Origin of the sequence: Mitsuaria sp. BK041 (genome assembly GCF_014193085.1) — a bacterium.
Classification (GTDB): domain Bacteria; phylum Pseudomonadota; class Gammaproteobacteria; order Burkholderiales; family Burkholderiaceae_C; genus Roseateles.
In genome coordinates, this window is record NZ_JACHYT010000002.1 from 256856 (window position 1) to 276188 (window position 19333).

At 67.5% G+C, this 19333-nt stretch carries 14 protein-coding genes; 4 read left to right on the forward strand and 10 right to left on the reverse strand.

Features of this window, described 5'->3' with window-relative positions; all coding sequences use genetic code 11:
• Positions 1 to 5: 5 nt before the first annotated feature.
• From FHT38_RS17050 to FHT38_RS17060, 3 genes are all read right to left on the reverse strand, one after another.
• Entirely contained in the window at positions 6 to 1025 is a 1020-nt protein-coding gene (locus FHT38_RS17050) for an FHA domain-containing protein (protein ID WP_183492643.1), read from the reverse strand.
• Positions 1013 to 2455 (reverse strand): serine protease, encoded by a 1443-nt coding sequence (locus tag FHT38_RS17055; RefSeq protein ID WP_183492644.1) that lies wholly within the window; start codon positions 2453 to 2455, stop codon positions 1013 to 1015. Before FHT38_RS17055 ends, FHT38_RS17050 begins: the two co-directional genes overlap by 13 nt.
• Before the next feature lie 105 nt (positions 2456 to 2560).
• Complete coding sequence (locus tag FHT38_RS17060) at positions 2561 to 3781, reverse strand: cyanophycinase (protein WP_147242874.1); 1221 nt, start codon at positions 3779 to 3781, stop codon at positions 2561 to 2563.
• Between the two features lie 490 nt (positions 3782 to 4271).
• Between FHT38_RS17060 and FHT38_RS17065 the strand changes: the two genes are divergently transcribed.
• Positions 4272 to 7079, forward strand: coding sequence for a TonB-dependent receptor (locus FHT38_RS17065; protein ID WP_183492645.1), 2808 nt, complete (start codon positions 4272 to 4274; stop codon positions 7077 to 7079).
• Positions 7080 to 7347: 268 nt separating this feature from the next.
• On the opposite strand, the gene FHT38_RS17070 is transcribed toward FHT38_RS17065, so the two are convergent.
• The 4 genes from FHT38_RS17070 to FHT38_RS17085 all read right to left on the reverse strand — a co-directional run bounded on the left by FHT38_RS17070 (position 7348) and on the right by FHT38_RS17085 (position 13328).
• Positions 7348 to 9927 (reverse strand): AAA family ATPase, encoded by a 2580-nt coding sequence (locus tag FHT38_RS17070; RefSeq protein ID WP_183492646.1) that lies wholly within the window; start codon positions 9925 to 9927, stop codon positions 7348 to 7350.
• Between the two features lie 224 nt (positions 9928 to 10151).
• Positions 10152 to 10490: a hypothetical protein gene (locus tag FHT38_RS17075; protein WP_183492647.1), complete on the reverse strand. Its 339-nt coding sequence runs from the start codon at positions 10488 to 10490 to the stop codon at positions 10152 to 10154.
• 119 nt (positions 10491 to 10609) lie between these two features.
• Complete coding sequence (locus FHT38_RS17080; protein WP_183492648.1) at positions 10610 to 11803, reverse strand: DUF4236 domain-containing protein; 1194 nt, start codon at positions 11801 to 11803, stop codon at positions 10610 to 10612.
• 628 nt (positions 11804 to 12431) lie between these two features.
• Positions 12432 to 13328, reverse strand: coding sequence for a LysR family transcriptional regulator (locus FHT38_RS17085; protein ID WP_183492649.1), 897 nt, complete (start codon positions 13326 to 13328; stop codon positions 12432 to 12434).
• Between the two features lie 102 nt (positions 13329 to 13430).
• Here FHT38_RS17085 and FHT38_RS17090 point away from each other — a divergent pair, with 102 nt between their 5' ends.
• From FHT38_RS17090 to tehA, 3 genes are all read left to right on the forward strand, one after another.
• Complete coding sequence (locus FHT38_RS17090) at positions 13431 to 13982, forward strand: carboxymuconolactone decarboxylase family protein (RefSeq protein WP_183492650.1); 552 nt, start codon at positions 13431 to 13433, stop codon at positions 13980 to 13982.
• 28 nt (positions 13983 to 14010) lie between these two features.
• A complete protein-coding gene (locus FHT38_RS17095) occupies positions 14011 to 15642 on the forward strand; it encodes a 2Fe-2S iron-sulfur cluster-binding protein (RefSeq protein ID WP_183492651.1) in 1632 nt (543 codons plus the stop codon).
• Positions 15643 to 15711: 69 nt separating this feature from the next.
• Positions 15712 to 16692: a dicarboxylate transporter/tellurite-resistance protein TehA gene (gene tehA, locus FHT38_RS17100; protein WP_183481975.1), complete on the forward strand. Its 981-nt coding sequence runs from the start codon at positions 15712 to 15714 to the stop codon at positions 16690 to 16692.
• 64 nt (positions 16693 to 16756) lie between these two features.
• On the opposite strand, the gene pyrC is transcribed toward tehA, so the two are convergent.
• From pyrC to FHT38_RS17115, 3 genes are all read right to left on the reverse strand, one after another.
• On the reverse strand, positions 16757 to 17791 hold the full coding sequence (gene pyrC / locus FHT38_RS17105) for a dihydroorotase (RefSeq protein ID WP_183492652.1): 1035 nt from the start codon (positions 17789 to 17791) through the stop codon (positions 16757 to 16759).
• A gap of 24 nt (positions 17792 to 17815) precedes the next feature.
• Positions 17816 to 18301, reverse strand: coding sequence for a hypothetical protein (locus FHT38_RS17110; protein ID WP_183492653.1), 486 nt, complete (start codon positions 18299 to 18301; stop codon positions 17816 to 17818).
• A 296-nt stretch (positions 18302 to 18597) separates the two neighbouring features.
• Positions 18598 to 19332, reverse strand: coding sequence for an amino acid ABC transporter ATP-binding protein (locus tag FHT38_RS17115; protein WP_183492654.1), 735 nt, complete (start codon positions 19330 to 19332; stop codon positions 18598 to 18600).
• Position 19333 lies beyond the last annotated feature (1 nt).

Below are 19333 nucleotides of genomic sequence, written 5' to 3' on the forward strand. Positions count from 1 at the left end.
GCTCGTCACTCCTCGTTGTCGCCGCTGCCGCCCGTCTGGTCGTTGCGCTTCTCCGCCTGTTTCAGCAGCGGTGCCTCCAGGCGCGCCATGCCGTCGATGAAGCTGTCCACCGGCTGCGGCGTGGCGACGCGCAAGGCTGGCGGCGACAGGGTGGCCATGTAATTCGGCCCCAGCCAGTACTGCTGCTCGGTGCGCCGGCCGACGGTCAGCACCAGGCCGACGATGCACATCGCGCCGATGCCCACCGCCAGCCGCCGCGACGCCCGCGGCCACACCACCGTCGCATGCCACCACAGCAGCAGCGCGGCGCCGACCGACATCACCAGCGTCTCCAGCGCCAGCAGGCGCGGCAGGTTGAACATGTAGGCCAGCAGCGGCAGCAGCAGGTCGAAGAGCTGCATCGCCACCGTCGCCACCAGCGCCCGCCACAGGTGGGCGCCAAACGCGAACCAGTGCCGGAAGAGCTGCGTCACCAGCGCCCACAGCGCGGCCCAGATCAGCGCCACGCCCACCGGCGCCAGCAGCGCGCTGACGGTGTCGACCCAGGTCGCGCTGCCGTCGTTGGCGGCCCAGTTCGAGCCCCACAGCAGCAGCGCCCAGACCGCCAGCAGTGCCGGCAGCGCCCACGACGGCCGGGCGTCGCGTCGCACCGGCTCGTCGGCGCGGTTCATCGGCTTTTCCGCCGGCAGCGGGTCCAGCGAGGTGCGCAGCCGCAGCCGGGTCGTGCCCAGTTGCAGGAGCGCCGACGACGGCCAGGCCGCGCGGCTGCCGGCGGCGATCCGGTGGCCGTCGAGCCAGCCGCCGTTGTGGCTGGGCAGCAGCTCCAGCACCGGGCCCGAGGCGGCCGGCGCCGCGTCCGTCCCGGCGTCGTCCCAGTGCAGCAGCGCATGGGCGCCGGCCAGGTGCGGATCGGCCAGCACCAGGTCGCAGTCGGGCGAGCGCCCGATGCGCAGCGGCCAGGCCCGCACCTTGTGGGTTTCCCGGCAATGACCGTCCCGGTCGACGATCTCGATCACCGCGTCCATGCGAATCCTTGCAGGTAATGACGCGTCAGCTGGGTGGCATTCGCGAAGCTGACGCCGCGGGCGTCGAAGCGGCCCAGCGCGCCCTCGGTCGCGGCGTCGACGTTGGTGACCAGCACCGTCAGGTCGAACAGCCCGTCGAGCTTGCGGTAGGCGCGCAGGCAGGCGACCGCGCGCAGCGGCGGGCCGTCCTTCTGCTGGACGAAGTCCTCGCGGCAGTACGGCGCGGTGCGGTCGCGGTCGGGACCGCCCAGGCGCTCGTTGCGGAAGCTGGCCGAATAGATCGTCGAGAAGCGGACCGCGCCCAGCTTGCTGCCGTCGTAGACCTCCTCGGTCACGCCGAAGTAGCCGGTCTGCAGGGACTCGCTGATGAACAGCGCGTGCTCCATCCGGCATTGCGTGCGCTGCATCTGCAGGCCCTGCGCGTCCGCGGAGGTGCCGCTGCCCCAGCAGCGCATGTACTGCTCCTGCGGGATCGGGAAGCGGTAGCGCGGGTGCGTCAGCGTGCGCCAGGGCTGGGCCAGGAAGTTGCGCGACAGCTCCTCCTGGTAGGCCATCAGCTGCTCGCGCAGCTTGGGCCAGGCCGCGCCCTTCATCGGCGCGGCGTCGCGGCTGCGCGCCAGCAGCGCGGCGGCGTGCTGCGCCGGCACCAGGAAGCTCATCTGCTGCGCGAAGATCATCGTCGACACGTTGATGCCGACGATCTCGCCGTCCTCGTCCAGCACCGGGCCGCCGCTCATGCCGGGGTTGATGGAGCCGGAGTAGTAGATCAGCGGATCGAAGCTGCGCTCGACCAGGCCGTTGTAGGTGCCCTCGACCACGGCGAAGGCGACGTCGTGCGGGTTGCCCATCGAGTAGATGCGCTCGCCCTTGGCCAGCGGCTGGTCGGCCTTGCGGAAGGCCAGCGGCGTGGCCGTCATGCGCGCGACGACGCCCTTGGGATCGGCCTTGGCATCGCCGCCCTTGGCGACGATGCGCAGCAGCGCCAGGTCGCGGCGGGCGTCGAAGTCGAGCAGGACGATGTCGCCGCCGTCGCCTTCCGGCGTCTGGTACTGCAGCCGGTAGCGCTCGGGCTCGAGCGCATGCTGGCTGATCACGTGGTAATTCGTGATGACGTGGCCCTGCCCGCTGACGACGAAGCCGGACCCCACCGAGGCCTGGCTGCCGTTGAAGAGCGTGCGGACCTGCAGCAGCTGGGCGCGGCTGCGGTCATAGAGCCGGCGGGCGCTGGCGGAGACCGGGGCCGAGGCCATCGCCTGGCTGGCCGCGGCCGTGCCGGGCTGCGGGGCGCTGGCGGGCGGCGCAACGACGGACGGCGCGACGACGGGCGGTGCGGACAAGGGCGGCCGCTGCGGCGAGGGCGCCGGCTGGGCCTCCGGCGCGGGGCGCGTCTGCGCCGCGGCGGGCAGGCCGAGCGCCACCGCGACCAGCAACGTGGCCGCCCGGGCGAGGGCCCGCCCAAGGGTGAGAGGATTTCGCGACAACGCAGCAGACTCCAGGAATGAGCGAACGCCGCATGCTAGCGGCTTTGCGTCGCCTCAGGGCTGCTGCGGGCGCTCGCCGGCCGGCGGCTCCTCCGGTGTGGCGGACTGCCGCGGGCGCCGGTCGCCGGGCCAGGGGCCGAACAGCGGTTGCGGCATGCGCACCGGCGTGACATCCAGGTACAGGTTGACCACGGTGTAGTCCTCGGGGCCGAGCTCGTCGGTGCTCCAGCCGATGCTGCCGGGGCCCTTGTAGAGGCGGAAGAGGAAACCGAGGTCGGCCAGCGCATCGCCCGCCTTGGGCGCCGCCTCGAAGCTCAGGCCGCGGAACTCCGGCTGCACGCTGTCGATGAGGATGGACATCGCCGTCGAGATGGTCGAGTCGCCCAGCATGTCCGTGTAGAACTGCGGCAGCGTGTAGTAGGGCTTGTAGTCCGGCGCACCGGGCTCCAGCTTCTGGCCGCGCAGCTTCAGCGCCGACGGCGTCACGCCGCGCGTGCGCAGGTTCATGCGGTCGCCGTGATCGAGGTAGGTGAGCCTGGCGTTCTTCAGGTTGAAGACGCCGAGCGCGCGATCCGAGCTCGCCTCGCTGAGGTCGACCAGCAAGGCCCCCTTGTGGCCGAGGATCTCGACCTCGTCGCCGCGGATCACGGCGGCGGAGTTCTCGTCCACGCCCAGGCCCAGCTGGTAGCCCTTGGCCAGCATCAGCGGCACCATGCGGCCGAAGCGGCCACGCTTGAGGAAGTGCTGGTCGACGAACAGCCCCGGCCCGACGAAGCCCAGCCCGCGGTCGATCTGCTTGCCCTCCTCCCACTGGCCCTTGAGGATGCTGATCACGCTGGGCGCGTCACGGAACATCACCGTGCTCATGATCGCGGCGCCCGCCGAGGTGCCAGCCACGACGCCGCCCTTGCGGTAGACGTCCCAGATGGCATCGAGCATCGGCGTCGAGTGGCCGCCCGGGAAGAGCACGTCGACGATGCGCTCCTGTGAGCCGCCGGTGAAGAAGATGCCCTTGGCGTTGCGCACCTTGGCGATCAGCGCGGCGTCGCGCACCACCTTGTTCAGGTCGACCCACGAGAACTTCGGCGCGACCGGCAGCGCCTCGGCCACCGCGCCGCGGCGCTGCAGCTGCTCGACCACCTGCTTGGCGCTGGCCTCCGGGTCCTCGGCGGCCGTGCCGAAGACGACGAAACGCGCGCCGCGCCCGCCCGCCAGCGCGATCAGCCGGTTCCAGACCTCGTCGTTGTCCGCCTTCAGGGCGCCGCCGATCGCCATCGCGTGGCCTTTAATGGGGACATCGGCGCCAGGGCCAGGCGTTGCCTGGGGAACGGACGCCGCGGGCACCGCGGGCGCTGCCGGCGCGGGAGCGACGAGGGCGGGCCTGGTCGCGGCCGGTCTGGCGGGCGTCGGCGCGCCGGGCGCGGTGGGAGCGGCCGCCCGGGCCGTCATCGCGGCCAGGACCAGCACCGGGCCGAGGGCGCCGGCTACGCGACGCAGGGAACAGCGATCGAACATCGTCAAGGCCTCACGCCGCGGACCGGCGGCATCACGTAACCGGAGGAAGCCGCCCCATGACGGGGCGGATCGGACGAAGGGGGGAGCGCAGGAGGGCAACGATAGCGTCGCGTCCCCACCGGCGGGTGACTGTTGGTCACACCGCAGTTGCTTCGTCGCGACTGTCCCGGGAGATCACCCTTGCCGGTGCCGGGCCGGTCCCTAGACTGGTCCGTCAGAGCCATCCCCCAACGGCCTCAGGGAGCCCGCCATGACCGTCCCTTCCCCCCGTGTCGCCAAACGTCCGCCGTGCCCACCGAGCCTGCCGCGAGCCTGCGCGGTCGCCGCGCTGGGCGCGCTCTGCGGCCTCGCGCAGGCGCAGGTCGCCGCGCCCGAGGCCGCCGCCTCCGCCCCGCCGCAACAGCTGCAGCGGGTGCAGATCACCGGTTCCGCGATCAAGCGCATTGCCGACGAGGGGGCGCTGCCGGTGCAGGTGCTGACCCGCAACGACATCGTCAAGGCCGGCGTCACCACCGCGGCCGAGCTGATGGCGACGGTCTCCTCGCTCAGCAACAACCTCACCGACGGCGTCAGCATCGGCACCGGCGGCTTCCGCGACCAGATGGGCTTCAATTCGGCCAACCTGCGCGGCCTGGGCACCTCGTCGACGCTGGTGCTGCTGAACGGCCGGCGCATGGCCAACTTCGCCTCGCCGGGCGACGACAACGGCGTCGACCTCAACAACATCCCGGCCGCGGCGATCGAGCGCGTGGAGGTGCTGCTCGATGGCGCGTCCGCGATCTACGGCACCGATGCGATCGGCGGCGTCATCAACTTCATCACCCGCAAGGACTACCGGGGCGTGCAGCTGGACGTCTACGCGGGCAAGTCCGGCGAGGGCGGCGCCGGCAAGCGCACCGCGTCGATCGCCGCCGGCCATGGCGACCTGGCGCGCGACGGCTTCAACCTGATGGGCGTGCTGGACCTGCAGAAGACCGGCGCGCTGCGCACCTCGCAGCGCGACTTCATCTCCGACCTGCGCATCCCGGAGCGACTGCCGCACCTGCTGTCCTCGGCCAGCTTCCCCGGCAACATCCGGCTCTCGGGCGACCAGCGCGACTACCTCGAGTCGCAGGGCTTCGCGATCAATGGCCGGCCCATCACCACGCGCACGATCAACCTGAGCGCGCCGACCTGCCAGCCGCCGCACTCCCTCTACCTGCCCGACGGCATCGGCGGCGTCGACGGCTGCACCTACGACTACATGCGCGACCTGGAGCTCTATCCGAAGACGGACAAGGGCAGCTTCCTGGGCCGCGGCGTGCTCAAGCTGGGCGACCGGCACGAGGCCTTCATCGAGGCGGCCTACACCCGCAGCAAGAGCTGGTACGTCGGCACCAGCAACCGGATCGACGCGGACCTGGATGTCTCGATGATCCCGGCGCTGGCGGCGACCGGCCTGGGCGACGCGCTGCCGGACGACCGGCTCATCACCGTGCGCACGCGCATGCTGGAGGCCGGCCCGCGCGCGAGCGAACTGACCAGCACCGGCAGCCGCATCGTCGTCGGCATGACGGGCACGCTCGGCGCCTGGGACTACGACTGGGGCTACAACCACAGCGTCAACCGCGTGTCCGACCGCGACGTGCGCGGCTACCTGCCCTACACCGAGACGATGCAGGCCTTCGCGGACGGCCTGCTCAATCCCTTCGGTCCGTCGAGCGAGGCCGGGCTGGCCTTCCTGCGGGACAACAACATCAACCAGGAAGTGCGCCGCGCCCGCGGATCGATGGACAGCCTCGACGCCAAGTTCACCCGCAGCCTGGTCAAGCTGGGCGGCGGCGACCTGGCGATCGCGCTGGGCGGCGAACTGCGGCGCGAGAAGTCCTCGTCGGCGGCGAGCGACCTGCTGATCTCGGACGAGATCGTCGGCGACCCGACGCCGGGCGACGCGCAGTTCACCAACAATTCCCGCAAGGTGTGGGCGGCCTATGGCGAGCTGCTCGCGCCGATCACCAAGGCGTGGGAGTTGCAATTCGCGCTGCGCCACGACCATTACCAGAAGGTCGGCGCCACGACCAATCCGAAGGTCAGCCTGCGTTATGCGCCGCTGGACAACCTGACCTTCCGCGCTTCGGCCGGGACCGGTTTCCGCGCGCCGTCGATGAACGACCTGTACCGCTCGGTGAAGACCGGAGAGACGGCGACGCTGCCCGATCCGGTGTGCATGCGCGAGAACGACAACGACCTGGGTTTCTGCGCCAACAACTGGGAGACGCGGACCTATTCGAATGCCAACCTGAAACCGGAGAAGTCGCGGCAGTTCTCGATCGGCATGCTCGCGGATCCGACGCCGGCATGGAGCTTCGGCCTGGACTACTGGCGCATCGAGAAGCGCGATCTGATCAGCACGCTGGGCGACGACGTGATCCTCGCCAACCTCGACAAGTACGAGCCGCTGGTGCACCGCTACAACGAGGACGAAGGCATTGCGGGCTGCGACTACGACCCGGACGATTCCGAGATCTGCTTCATCGAGTTGCGCAAGGAGAACCGCGGCAAGCAGAAGGCGTCCGGACTGGACATCACGCTGCAGTACCGCTCGCCGGCGACCGCGATGGGACGCTTCGGCGTCAAGCTGGTGGGGACGTTGACGCTGAGCTCGAAGAAGCAGACCGGCGATGGCGATCCCTATATCAGCAACCTCGGGCGCTTCGTCACCGACGGCGTCGTGCAGCGGTGGCGGCATCGGGTCAACTTCGACTGGTCGCGCGGTCCGTGGAGCGTCAACCTCGCGAACTCGTTCTACAGCGGCTACGACGACCAGAACTCGGCGATCGATACCAACACGGGGCTGGTGGTGGGGAAGAACAAGGTCAAGGCGTATTCGCTGTGGGACCTGTCGGGTGGCTGGGAGGCGACCGCCGCGCTCACGCTCCGGGCGGGAGTGAAGAACCTGTTCAACACGGCACCGCCGTTCTCGAACCAGGCTTACTTCTTCATCTCGGGTTATGACCCGAGCTATACGGATCCGCGGGGGAGGTTCTTTTACCTGGCGGCGTCGTATCAGTTCAGGTGAGCGGGGATGGGGTGAGGTGTGGGGTGCCGAGACTGGCTGAGGCGGTGGCCGGTCTGCAGCGATTGCTGCCCGTCGATCCGAGCAGGCGAACTCACGCTGACTGGCACCAAGCAGACATTCGGCACAGTGGCCTTGCGCCCCGTCAAGGTGAGCTGACGGAGCGCAGCGACGCGAGCAAAGTCGGCGCTGGTCGCAGCTTCAAGAACAGTGCAGAACAGCTCCGCGCACCACACTAGCGATGCAACGTCCTTGTCGTTTCATATGACGCCTAGCCCAGAGCCTTCTTGCTCCTGTTTTCGAAGTCGTCGCGCCATGCCTTGAGCGCTTCAATGTCTGCACGTAGCTCGGGCTCGTCGGGGATGAAGGCCGGAACCTCCATCGACTGACTGTGCTCATAAAAGGAGTACTTGGTCATCAAGCCGTCGATCTTCGCGCAGTCGGCAGGTTCAATTGCAGACAACGCGGATAGTCGGTTCTCCGTCGTCACACTCCGTCGGTGCCTCTTGACGACCTCGTTGAGTAAGTCGTCTTCGACCGTTCGCTCAAGCAGTTTGCGGAAGTCGCTGCAGATGCCTTGCGCCAGGGCCCGATAGGCTTCGCTACCTCCACCGTCTCCGGCCCTTTTGGCGGCTTGAAGGCGAGTGAGCAGCAGGTTGTTTGCCTTGTCTGTCCGGAGTGTCCACACAGTCTCGGGCACGGGAATGCCCGCAGAGCCCGAATAGGCCTCGATACATCGCTGAACCAGGTGGTCCTTCTTCCACTGTTCGCCGTTCTTCTTAGCCACATCCTCCATTGCGCCATACAGCGACAGCCTGTGAGTGAATACTAGGACCTGGCGGGTCTTGGCGAGCTCTGCCAGTCGCTTGGCTACCGCCCACTCGAAGTCGTGGTCGAGGGACGAGATGGGATCGTCGAAGATAAATGGCGCGACATGAGGTTTGGCGGTGACGTCTGCCAGGAAAGCTGCAAGGGAGACGATGCGCCGCTCGCCTTCGCTGAGCACTCCAACGGGGTCGTCGCCGCTCTTCGCACCTGTGAGCTTGAGCTGGTGCATGGCCTTGCCGCGCTCGATGCGGGTCTTAACGATGCTCACACGCACTCGCTTCGCACCAAGGGCTTCCAGCTCGGCGTTGAACCGTTTGACGTAGGCCTCGGTGATGATCTTCTCGGTCACCTCACCAGCCTTCATCGAGACCTTGCGCGAGTTGGCGAAACCCTTCCAGGTCTCGAAGTCCTGCCAGGACTTCAGCCGCTCGACCTCTTTGATGACGGCGGCCTTCTGCTGGTAGATCCACTTCTGAGCCTCTAGCGCGAGCTTCTCCCTGGCAGCTTTCGCGCGGTCGAACTCTCTGGCGTCTTTGTCGAGTTGGAGCGCTTCGTCGCCAAGGCCCTTTGCTCGAGCCTGCAGCTTGGCTGCGAGAGGCGCCACGTCTGGAGCCGCCACTGCCGCCCCATTCGCCTCCTTCGCCACAAGTGCTGCATAGGTCGAGCGTGTGGGTGCCCAGAACACCTTCAGTTCATCCAGCCACGCAGCTTCGTCCAGCCCGGCAGCAGCGCACTGCGTCGTGAGCTGCTCGTCGGTCGGTGGTACTGGCAAAGCTGTGATCGCGTCGGCATGAGCTTTCTCAGCCGTCTTGGCTTCAGCTTCAAGCTTGCTTCCAACGAACTGCTCGAAGTCTTGAAGCCGCTGCTGTGCATCGGGCTGAAGCTCTTGGTGGCAAAGCAAGCAACGCGCCTTGTCGGTCACTGGGAACTGCTTCTGCGGGTACGCCGTCTGGGAGTACTCCCGCGCGGCATCCCACATTGCACGCCAGGTTGCCTGTCCGACTCCGTCTAGAAGCGCGGAGCTGACTGTCGCTGCCTCAGAAGCGACTCGACGCTTGTCCTTTGCCGCCATATGAAGCGTGCGGATGCTCTGGACGCCTGCAGATCCGAAAGCAATAGTTCCCTGGCCGAGAGCGGCGATGATCTTCTCGAGTTGAGCCTTTTTGGCCCTGCGTTGGGTAGCGCCCGCCGCGGGGTCGGCGACCTTGAGCCTATCGACCAGGTCCTGGAGCGTCTTGGCCTGAGCCTCCGTCCAGCTCGTGAGCTGGTCGATATCCGCCTGCGTCATCGTGTGCCGCAGCTTCGTGTACTGACCTGCGGGAACCGTCCCCGCGTACTCCTGAGGAACTGCCGGCAGCGCACTGACCAGCTTCTCTTGCTGCGTCTGCAGCTTTGCCTTAATGCCGTCGCACGCAGCTGCCAGTTGCTCGAACATCAGCACCAGAGGCGGCACGTAGCCCGCCGAGCTCTCCTTGGTGAGGTAGTGCACCGCTTCGTCGCTGTCAAAGATGTCGACGGCCCGCAAGGCTGGGACGGCATCACTGTCAGCAAGCCACACCAGAGATGCCGGGCTAGCTCCCTGCCCGTAGTCGATCTTGCACTGGCGGACCTTTGGCGGGTCTCCGAAGACGTTGGCCTTCAGTGCCGCGGCCCGCGGCTTGCCGCTCGCGCGCTTGAGTATTCGGGTGTAGCCGGACTTGCCAGAGCCGTTGTGGCCGTAGACGACCACGAGATTGCCCTTGCCGAAGTCCAACGGAGACTTGGGCGAGAGGTTCTCAATCCCTTCAACCTCGGAAATACCGAAGAGCCGAAGCTCGCCCGACGCGACGGGGGCCTGGGTTAGCGATGTAAAGGCATGGTGCTTCGTCACCTTGCGCCCGTCCTCAGTCTTAATCAGCTCCGCGGTCGCATTCAGGTCCTCTTCGTGGAGCTGGCCGGAACTCAGCAGCCGGTCTGCTGCCTCCTGAAGCCAATCCTGCTGACTGAGCAGCCAAGCCTTCGTGTCCTCGTGAACCGTGCTCATTGTTATCTCCCTAGGTGAGGCACCCACTATTCATGTTAGCCGGCGCCGCCGATGCGGCGTCAAGGATGTGGGGTGCCTTCTCTACGACGCGCATCGAAAATGCGCAGAGCGAGCCTGCATGAACCGCACGTCACCAGGGGCGGCGGCCAGAGTCAAGAATGCTCTTCCATCGCGGTAAACCCGGGGCTGGGCAACATCAAGACCGCGCTGGCCGTCAGGTACCGCTACCGCCTTCTTCGATGCTGGTCGTCAGCACTTTCGCGGCGTGCTGAAGAAAGGCCATAGTGATCCTGCCTGCCATGGCGGAATGGTGCTTGCGCGTCGAGCTGCTGCTGCGCAGCGAACGACCGATTCCCGATCAAGCTGTTGTTAGTCACGCAAGGCTCGACCGACCGCCCCAGCCTTAAGCAGTAGCCGCGGCTCAAATCAAGAGCGGCGCCGATGCTGAATCGCCCGGAGTGCTGGGGCGCAACGCAAGTGGCGCCGGCCAGGATCCGCAGCGCGGTAAAGACCAGCAGCAGTGGTCGATGGCGGTCAGCACGATGGTCAAAGTGGTCCAGCATCAGCACCGTTCGTGTTGGAGGTATCACCGCAGCCGGTGGCGAAGACGCCGCGGTTTGTGGAGATCGGCGTGCAAGCCGGTTGCCCACTGCCAGCGTTGGCATCGATCCGAGTTTCCACTTCACCCTGTCGCTGCCACCTCGGTTCGCAGACGCGCGAAAGCAATCTCAAAATCGGATGCGGACTGCACGTTGCTCAGCATGTACTCTTCGTTTAGCCCGGAGCTTGAGCGTAACGTCAGCGTCGCGTACCGCATTACAGGGATGGAATAGTTGTCTCTGAATCGCTTGTCCGGTGACCCGTCCTTGTTGGCTTTCGCCCAAGTGGTTCCGACCTGCTCCGCGTCCGACGGGACCGACCCTTCTTCGTGAAACCTGCTCGCGAACACCTTCAGCTCGAAGTCACCGAACTCCACAAGCGCGTAGTTGGTGGACGCGGCGTGATAAAGGATGAATCCGGGGAAGAGGAAGATGTCGCCTCCGTTGGCGTTCTCCAGATGCGGTACCGCCATGGGCGCATCGATAACGGAACACTTCCCGAGTCGGAACTTCACTGGCTTCAGGTCCACGATACGCGAGGCGGTGGTGCGTTCCATTACGCGGTTGGTTTCCCGGTGCGCAACGTTGTCCCAGATGCGCTGGGAACAGGAGCACGTACTGAAGGCCCGACACAGTTCTTCGAATGCCTTGGCCACTCCATCGGACATTTCGAACTGTGTGCTCAGCCGCGACAGTTGCAATTGCTCATCCAATTCCGCCCGCCGGGCCGTGCCTTCTTCAGCGGCATCGCGAAGCTCCCCGAACCGCTTCTTCGCTACGCGCTTGAGAAACCAGCCGCGATTCCAGCTCTCGTAATGCTCGACAAGGCTCTGTTCCACGCCCCTCGCCTCGACCAGTTCCCTCTCGGTGGCCGCATACAGGGCCTCGGCGCCCATGAGAGAAGCCTTGAATGCGGCGAGGCCCGGGCTCGTCATCATCGAAGAACTGCCGCTCTGAATCGCATCCATAGTAGGAGTGCCATGCAGCGTAGGCATTGGATCGGGCGGAGCAATCGGTTCCGGAGACCATGCGGGCAAATCGATTCCGCTAGACACGCTGAGCGCGGATTGCCGCTTTGGCTCTTCGGAAGACGCTGTCTTCAGAGGCTGACGGAAGGAAACGCCAATACCAGGCACATTAACGGCCAGTGCCGTGCCGCGCGGTCCTGCCGAAAGCCTGACCGGTCCGGCCCCCACCGATGTAGTGATGCCGCGTTTGGACAACGTGACGCGCACCCCGGGCAGTGGGGCGAAGCTCTTCCTGAATCGCCAGGTCATGGCGCCTCCCTGACAGGTCTCTAAGAACCCTTGTGAGCGCTCCATGGGCCCATGGGGGCCGAACCACCGCTGTAGCGCAATGGCATCTAGAACGCTAGATTGCGCTAGACCATATCGACGCGCGCGGGGAGAGGCAACCGCTCAGAGAGGGGGGGAGGAAGCCAAGCGGGGCCAGTCAGTGTGCCGCGGAGCCAAGCAGTAGGGCCGCCGCGCTCGAGAAGGGCGGTCCACCAAGCAGCAAGCCGGTGCCTTCTCTTCGACCCAGGCAACTGATTGGCGCTCGATGGTCGTCCTCACGCCCTCAGCCGCGAGGTCGCCCCAGCCGGCGTTGGCCACACCACTCGAGGGTTGCCCATCCATTGGAAATCGCGGGCAGTTCAGAATTCGCTAACAGATTCTTCTCCCAGCGCCGCGGCCATTCGGAGGCTCTCGCTTGGAGACCACATCGGTACGGGAATGTCTGGAAGGCGGACGCAAGCCTGATCACGCATCATCCCGGGCCACTCGGCCCAGATCGTCAAAGTGAGCGTACCGAGGACTCGGTCCACCCCTTTCATCGAGCGGAAGCCCCGCCGCTACGCGCCGGTCAAGCCACCGGTCGTCCACGTGACGCGCTCGCGGCGGCGCCCTACCCCCTCAACCGCTCCACCGCCAGGTCAATGAACGCCCTCACCTTGCGCGACGCCCGCTTCCCTTGATGCTGCAACGCCTGCACCGGCACGGCGGGCGGTGCGAACTTCGAGAGCACCTCCACGAGCGCCCCTGAAGCGATCTGCTCTTCGACCATGTACGACAGCACACGAGTGAGGCCAAACCCATCGCACGCCGCGGCAATGGCGTGGTCATTGCTGTTGGTGGCGAGTCGCGCGCGGATCGGCACGGCGACGGTTGGCGCGTCCACGCCCGCGCCCTCACGGAATTTCCACTCCGATCCAGGCTCCAGCCCAAGCGCCGCGATCACCGAGTGCTTCGCGAGGTCCTTCAGCTGCTTCGGCGTCCCGTGCTGCTTCAGGTACGCGGGCGACGCGCACAGGATGCGCCGCACCGAGGCCAGCGGCGCCGCGTGGAAGGAAGCATCCGGCAGGTCGCCGATGCGGATCGCCACGTCCACGTCCTCGCTCAGCAGATTGACATTGCGATCGAGGAAACGGCACTCGACCTCGGTCTCCGGATAACGCGCCAGGTAGGCCAGCACCACCTCGTTCAGCTTGAGCCGTCCGTACATCACTGAAGCGCTGACGACGAGCTTGCCGCGCACCGCGCCGTGCGAGCCACTCGCCGCCTGCTCGATCTCCTCCAGTTCGCCGAGCACGCGCCGGCAGTCCTGCGCGTAGCGCTCGCCGACCTCGGTGACCTTGACCACGCGCGTGGTGCGCAGCAGCAGGCGCACGTTCATCGCCGCCTCGAGCTCGCTCACCGCGCGCGTGACCACCGGCGCGGACACGCCGAGCCGCCGCGCCGCCGCGGAGAACCCGCCCTCCTGAACGACGGCCACGAAGATGGCCATGGCATCGAGCTTGTCCATATCTTTTCTGATCCAGAAAGAGTCATTTCCCAGCCGCGCCGATTCTCTCCGCGGACCGCGAGGGCCACCATCCGCTCACCCTCAACCCACCGGAGAAACTCCATGAGCCGCATCCACGTCGTCGAACCCGCCACCGCCACGCCCGAGCAGAAAGGCCTGCTCGACGCGATCCAGGGCCAGCTCGGCATGGTCCCCAACTTCCTGAAGGTCTTCGCCAACTCGACCACCGCATTGCAGGCCTTCCTCGGCCTGCACGGCATCGCCAACGGCGGCAGCCTGGACCCGCTGGACCGCGAACGCATCGCCCTGGCGCTGGCGCAGCAGAACGGCTGCCAGTACTGCGTCTCCGCGCACACGGCGATCGGGCGCAAGACCGGCCTGTCGGCCGAGGAGATCGCCGCGGCCCGCGCCGGCACCAGCGACGACGACACCTCCGCCGCGATCCTGAAATTCGCGCGCAGCCTGATGGACAAGCGCGGCGAGGTGTCCGCGCTGGAACTGACCGAGCTGCGCGCCGCCGGCGTCGACGAGGCGCAGATCGTCGAGATCATCACGCACGTCGGCATGAACTTCCTGACCAACATCCTGGGCAAGGCCAGCCTGGTCGAGATCGATTTCCCGAGCGTCAAGCTCGAACTGCCGACCGCGGCCTGAAGGTCCGCATCCTCACCGGGAGCTCATCATGGGACGCGCCTATTCGGACATCACCTTCACCCCGACGGTCCGCGAGGTCCAGGCGGAGAAAGGCAGCCGCGAGCAGTACGCCTTCCTCGACACGATGAGCGACCGCGGCGAGGCGCTGACGCCCCGCGAGGCGCAGTTCCTCGCCGAGGCCGACCACTTCTTCCAGGCCACGGTCAGCGAGACCGGCTGGCCCTACGTGCAGCACCGCGGCGGGCCGAAGGGTTTCCTCAAGGTGCTGGATTCGCGCACCATCGGCTTCGCGGACTTCCGCGGCAATGTGCAGTACCTGAGCGTCGGCAACCTGCGCAAGGACGACCGCCTCTCGATGATCGTCGTGGACTATCCGAATCGGCGCCGGCTGAAGCTGCTCGGACGCGTGGAGCTGGTCGAGGCCGGCGTCAGCCCGCAGGGCGACGAGGCCATCGCCGCGGTGAGTGATCCGGCCTATGGCGCGACCGTCGAACGCGCCTTCCTGATCCGCATCGAGGGTTGGGACTGGAACTGTCCGCAGCACATCACGCCGCGCTTCACCGAGGCCGAGGTTGCGTCGCTCACCGCCCCACTGCGCGCGCAGGTGCAGAAGCTGAAGGCGCAGTTGAGTGATGCCAAGGCGGCGGCGCTGGCCGCTTCGCAGGCGCCGTCGGCGTCAATGCCGCCGCCATCGCTTGGCGACGGGCCGCTCGCGCTGACGATCTCCGGCGTGCGCGAGCTCACGCCATCGGTGCGGGCCTTCGAGTTGAGGACCGCCGACGGATCGCCGCTGCCGGCGGTGGTCGCCGGCGCCCACCTCGACCTACCCGTGCGCCTGGCTGATGGCACCGACTCGACCCGGAGCTACTCGATCGCGTCCAGCCCGCATCGCACCGATGCCTACGAGATCGCCGTGCAGCGCGAGCCCGAGGGACGCGGCGGCTCCCTGGCCGTGCACGAGGACTTCCGGCTCGGGCTGCGGCTCAACGCCTCGATGCCGCGGACGCTCTTCTCGCTCGCCGAGACAGCGCATCGAGCGGTGCTGATCGCCGGCGGCATCGGCATCACGCCGATCAAGGCGATGGCGCATGCGCTTGTCGCGCGGGGCGCGGCCTTCGAGCTGCACTACGCCGTGCGCTCGCGGGCGCAGGCACCGTTCCTGGGTGAGCTGGTCGACGCCTTCGGCGAGCGCGTGAAGGTCCACGCGAAGGACGAGGGACAGCGCCTCGACGTCGAGGCGCTGATGCTCGGCCTGGGCGAGACCGATCATGTCTACGTCTGCGGGCCTTCGCGCCTGATCGACGCGGTGTCGGCGGCCGCGCGGCAGGCCGCTGTCAGCGCCGCGCGCGTTCACGCCGAGAAGTTCAGTGCCGACCGCGCCAAGCCCGGCGACCGCGAGTTCGTCGTCCACCTGGTCCGCAGCGGCAAGGACCTGCTCGTGCCGAAGGACCGCTCCATCCTCGAGGTCGCCGAAGCGCAGGGCGTGCGAGTGCCGGCCTCATGCCGCATCGGCAACTGCGGCACCTGCGCCACGCGCGTGGTCGCCGGCACGCCCGCGCATCGCGACGACGTGCTCACCGACGCGCAGAAGGCAGATCAGCAGTTGATGTGCGTCTGCGTCTCGAGAGCGGACGGCGATGAATTGACGCTCGAGCTCTGAGCGATGTTCACGGCTACAGTCCGCTCGTCCCATGACCTCGCCGGCCGCAGCGCGCGCAGGAGCACCCCGATGAACGCATCCCGATGGGCGGTCCCCGCCTCCTACTTCAGCATGGTGCTGGGCCTGACCGGCCTGGGCAACGGCTGGCGCGTGGCCTCGCGACTGTGGGGCTTCCCCACCTGGATCGGCGAGTCGGTCATGGCGGTCGCGGTGACGGTGTGGGCGGTGCTGCTGGTCCGATTCGCGATCAAGTGGATCGCCGCGCGCGAGGAGGCCCTGGCCGAGGCCGCCCATCCCATCCTCTGCTGCTTCATCGCACTCGTGCCGGTGGCGACCATGCTCGCCGGCATCGGCGTGCTGCCGCATGCGCACGGCGTGGGGACGGCGCTGATCCTGCTCGGCGCGGCGGCCTCGCTGCTCTTCGGCCTGTGGCGCCACGGCGGCCAGTGGCGCGGCGGACGCGACCCGAAGACGACGACGCCCGTGCTCTACCTGCCCACGGTCGGCGCCAACCTGGTGTCCGCGATCGCGCTGTCGGCGCTCGGCTGGCCGAGTTGGGGGCAGCTGTTCTTCGGTGCCGGCGTGCTGGCCTGGATCGTCCAGGAGTCCATCATCCTGGGCCGCCTGCTGACCGTCGATCCCTTGCCGCCGGCGCTGCGCCCGACGGTGGGCATCCAGATGGCGCCGCCGGCGGTCGCGCTGCTGGCCTACGCGGCCGTCACCGTCGGCCCGCCGGACCTCATCGCCCGCATGCTGCTGGGCTACGCGATCGTGCAGGCGCTGATGGTGCTGCGGCTGATGCCGTGGATCCGCCAGCCGTTCACGCTGTCGTACTGGGGATTCACCTTCGGCGCGACCGCGATCTCCACCGGCACCATGCGCTTCGCCGAGCGCGGCCACGACCCGGTCTTCACCACGCTCGCGCCGGTGCTGTTCACCATGAGCAACCTGGTCATCGCCGGGCTCTCGATCGCTTCGGTGGTGTGGGCGCTGCGGCCGAAGCCGGCGTCCGCCAGCGCGCCCGCGCCGGTGGCGCCGGCGGCCAGTTGATTCGGGGTGAATCAGCAGCGCGCCGCGGCGCGTCCTGACGCCGCGGTGGACCGCGGTGTCGCGCTCAGTCGAGCTTCCAGCGCAGCGCCTCGCCGCCACGCAGCGGCTTGAGCTGCGCGGCTTCGCCGAAGGGGACGGACTCGGGCAGCGTCCATTCGGTCTTGCGCAGCGTGACCTGCGTCGTGTTGCGCGGCAGGCCGTAGAAGTCGGCACCATGGAAGCTGGCGAAGGCCTCGAGCTTGTCGAGCGCGCCCGCGGCTTCGAAGGCCTCGGCATAGAGCTCGAGCGCGGACAGCGCGGTGAAGCAGCCGGCGCCGCACACCGAGTTCTCCTTCATCACCGACGCATGCGGCGCGCTGTCGGTGCCGAGGAAGAACTTCGGGCTGCCGGAAGTGGCGGCCTGGATCAGCGCCAGGCGATGCTCCTCTCGCTTGAGCACCGGCAGGCAGTAGTAATGCGGCCGCAGCCCGCCCATGAAGATCGCGTTGCGGTTGTAGAGCAGGTGCTGCGGCGTCACCGTCGCGCCGGTGAAGCGGTCCGCCGCGGTCACGTACTGCGCGGCTTCCTTGGTCGTGATGTGCTCGAAGACCACCCTCAGCTCGGGGAAGTCCTTGCGCAGCGGCGTCATCACGCGGTCGATGAAGAAGGCCTCGCGGTCGAAGACATCGACGTCGCCGTCGGTGACCTCGCCATGCACCAGCAGCAGCAGGCCGGCCTTCTGCATGGCCTCGAGCGTGGCGTAGGTCTTGCGGATGTCGGTGACGCCGGCATCGCTGTTGGTCGTGGCGCCAGCCGGATAGAGCTTGAGCGCGACCACGCCGGCCGCCTTCGCGGCGGCGATCTCCTCGGGGCGTGTGCGGTCGGTCAGGTAGAGCGTCATCAGCGGCTCGAAGTCCACGCCGGCGGGCACGGCGGCGAGGATGCGCTCGCGGTAGGCCTGCGCCTGCTCGGCCGTCGTGATCGGCGGCTTCAGGTTGGGCATCGCGATCGCGCGCGCGAACTGGCGCGCGGTGTACGGAACGACGCTCTGCAGCGCGGCACCGTCGCGCAGGTGCACATGCCAGTCGTCGGGACGGGTCAGGACTAGGGTTTCGCTCATGGGGCGGGATTGTCGCACCCCACCTCACGGCGCACTGGCCGGCGTCATCGGCGCGGGCACGGTGTACATCGCGAGCGCCTTCTGCGCCGGGGCTGCGGCGGACATGGCCCGGATCACGGGATGGAGCTGCAGGGCCCCCATGCCCGCCAGCAGGGCGAGGACGCCCATGATGACCTTGATCGAGGTCTTGATCCCTCCGATCTCTCCCTTCAGCCCCTTGATCTCGCCTTTCAGCTCACCGACCTCCGCCCGCATTTCGCTGCGCACGGCGCATATCTCCACCGTCAGCGCCGAGAAGCGGCTTTCCATCTGCACCCGCATCGCGGAAAGCTCCGTGCGCATCTCGCTGCGCATGCCGGCGATGTCGGCACGGATCGTCTGAAGCAATGCATCGTTCTTCGCGTCGTACTCCACGCGCCGGACGTACTCCTCCTTCGGCCAGCGCTGGGCCCTCTTCGCCTGGGAGCCCGGCGATGAATGGCTGAAATGGCTGCGATGCTGTGCGCCCATCCGGTGACCTCCTGACGACTCGTGGATCGACGCACGGCCTGACCCCACGGGCGGATTCCCGCACGGATCACCTCGCGCCTCGTGCGACTCGCCACACACCGGCCGAATCGCGATGGGACCGATTGTTCGCAGCCCCTCGCCGGCCGTCACTGACCTCGACCAGGAGTCTTTTGGACATCCATGCCGTGGACGAGTGAGCACCGCACAGGCGTCGTGGACAGCCGGAATGAAGAAGGCCCGCACCTTGCGGGGCGGGCCTTCGAGGCAGTGCGTGGGACGCCCTCGGGCGCCCGCGATCAGTGCTGCAGGATCTTCGCCAGGAAGTCCTTGGCGCGCGGCGAGCGCTGGTCCGGGTTGCCGAAGAACTCGTCGCGGGTGCAGTCCTCGACGATCTTGCCGGCATCCATGAAGATCACCCGGTGGCTGACCTTCTTGGCGAAGCCCATCTCGTGCGTCACGCACATCATGGTCATGCCCTCATTGGCCAGCTGGACCATCACGTCCAGCACCTCGCCCACCATCTCGGGGTCCAGCGCCGAGGTCGGCTCGTCGAACAGCATCACGATCGGGTCCATCGACAGCGCCCGGGCGATCGCCACGCGCTGCTGCTGGCCGCCCGAAAGCTGGCCCGGGAACTTGTCCTTGTGGGCCATCAGGCCCACGCGCTCCAGCATCTTCAGGCCGCGGGTCTTGGCGTCGGCCATGTTGCGGCCCAGCACCTTCACCTGCGCCAGCGTCAGGTTCTCCGTCACCGACAGGTGGGGGAACAGCTCGAAGTGCTGGAACACCATGCCCACGCGCGAACGCAGCTTGGGCAGGTTGGTCTTGGGCGCCGTCAGGCTGGTGCCGTCGACGACGATGTCGCCCGCCTGGATCGGCTCCAGCGCGTTGACCGTCTTGATCAGCGTGGACTTGCCCGACCCCGACGGGCCGCACACCACCACGACTTCCCCCTTCTGGATGGTCGTGGAGCAATCGGTCAGCACCTGGAACGGGCCGTACCACTTGGAGATGTTCTTGATTTCAATCATG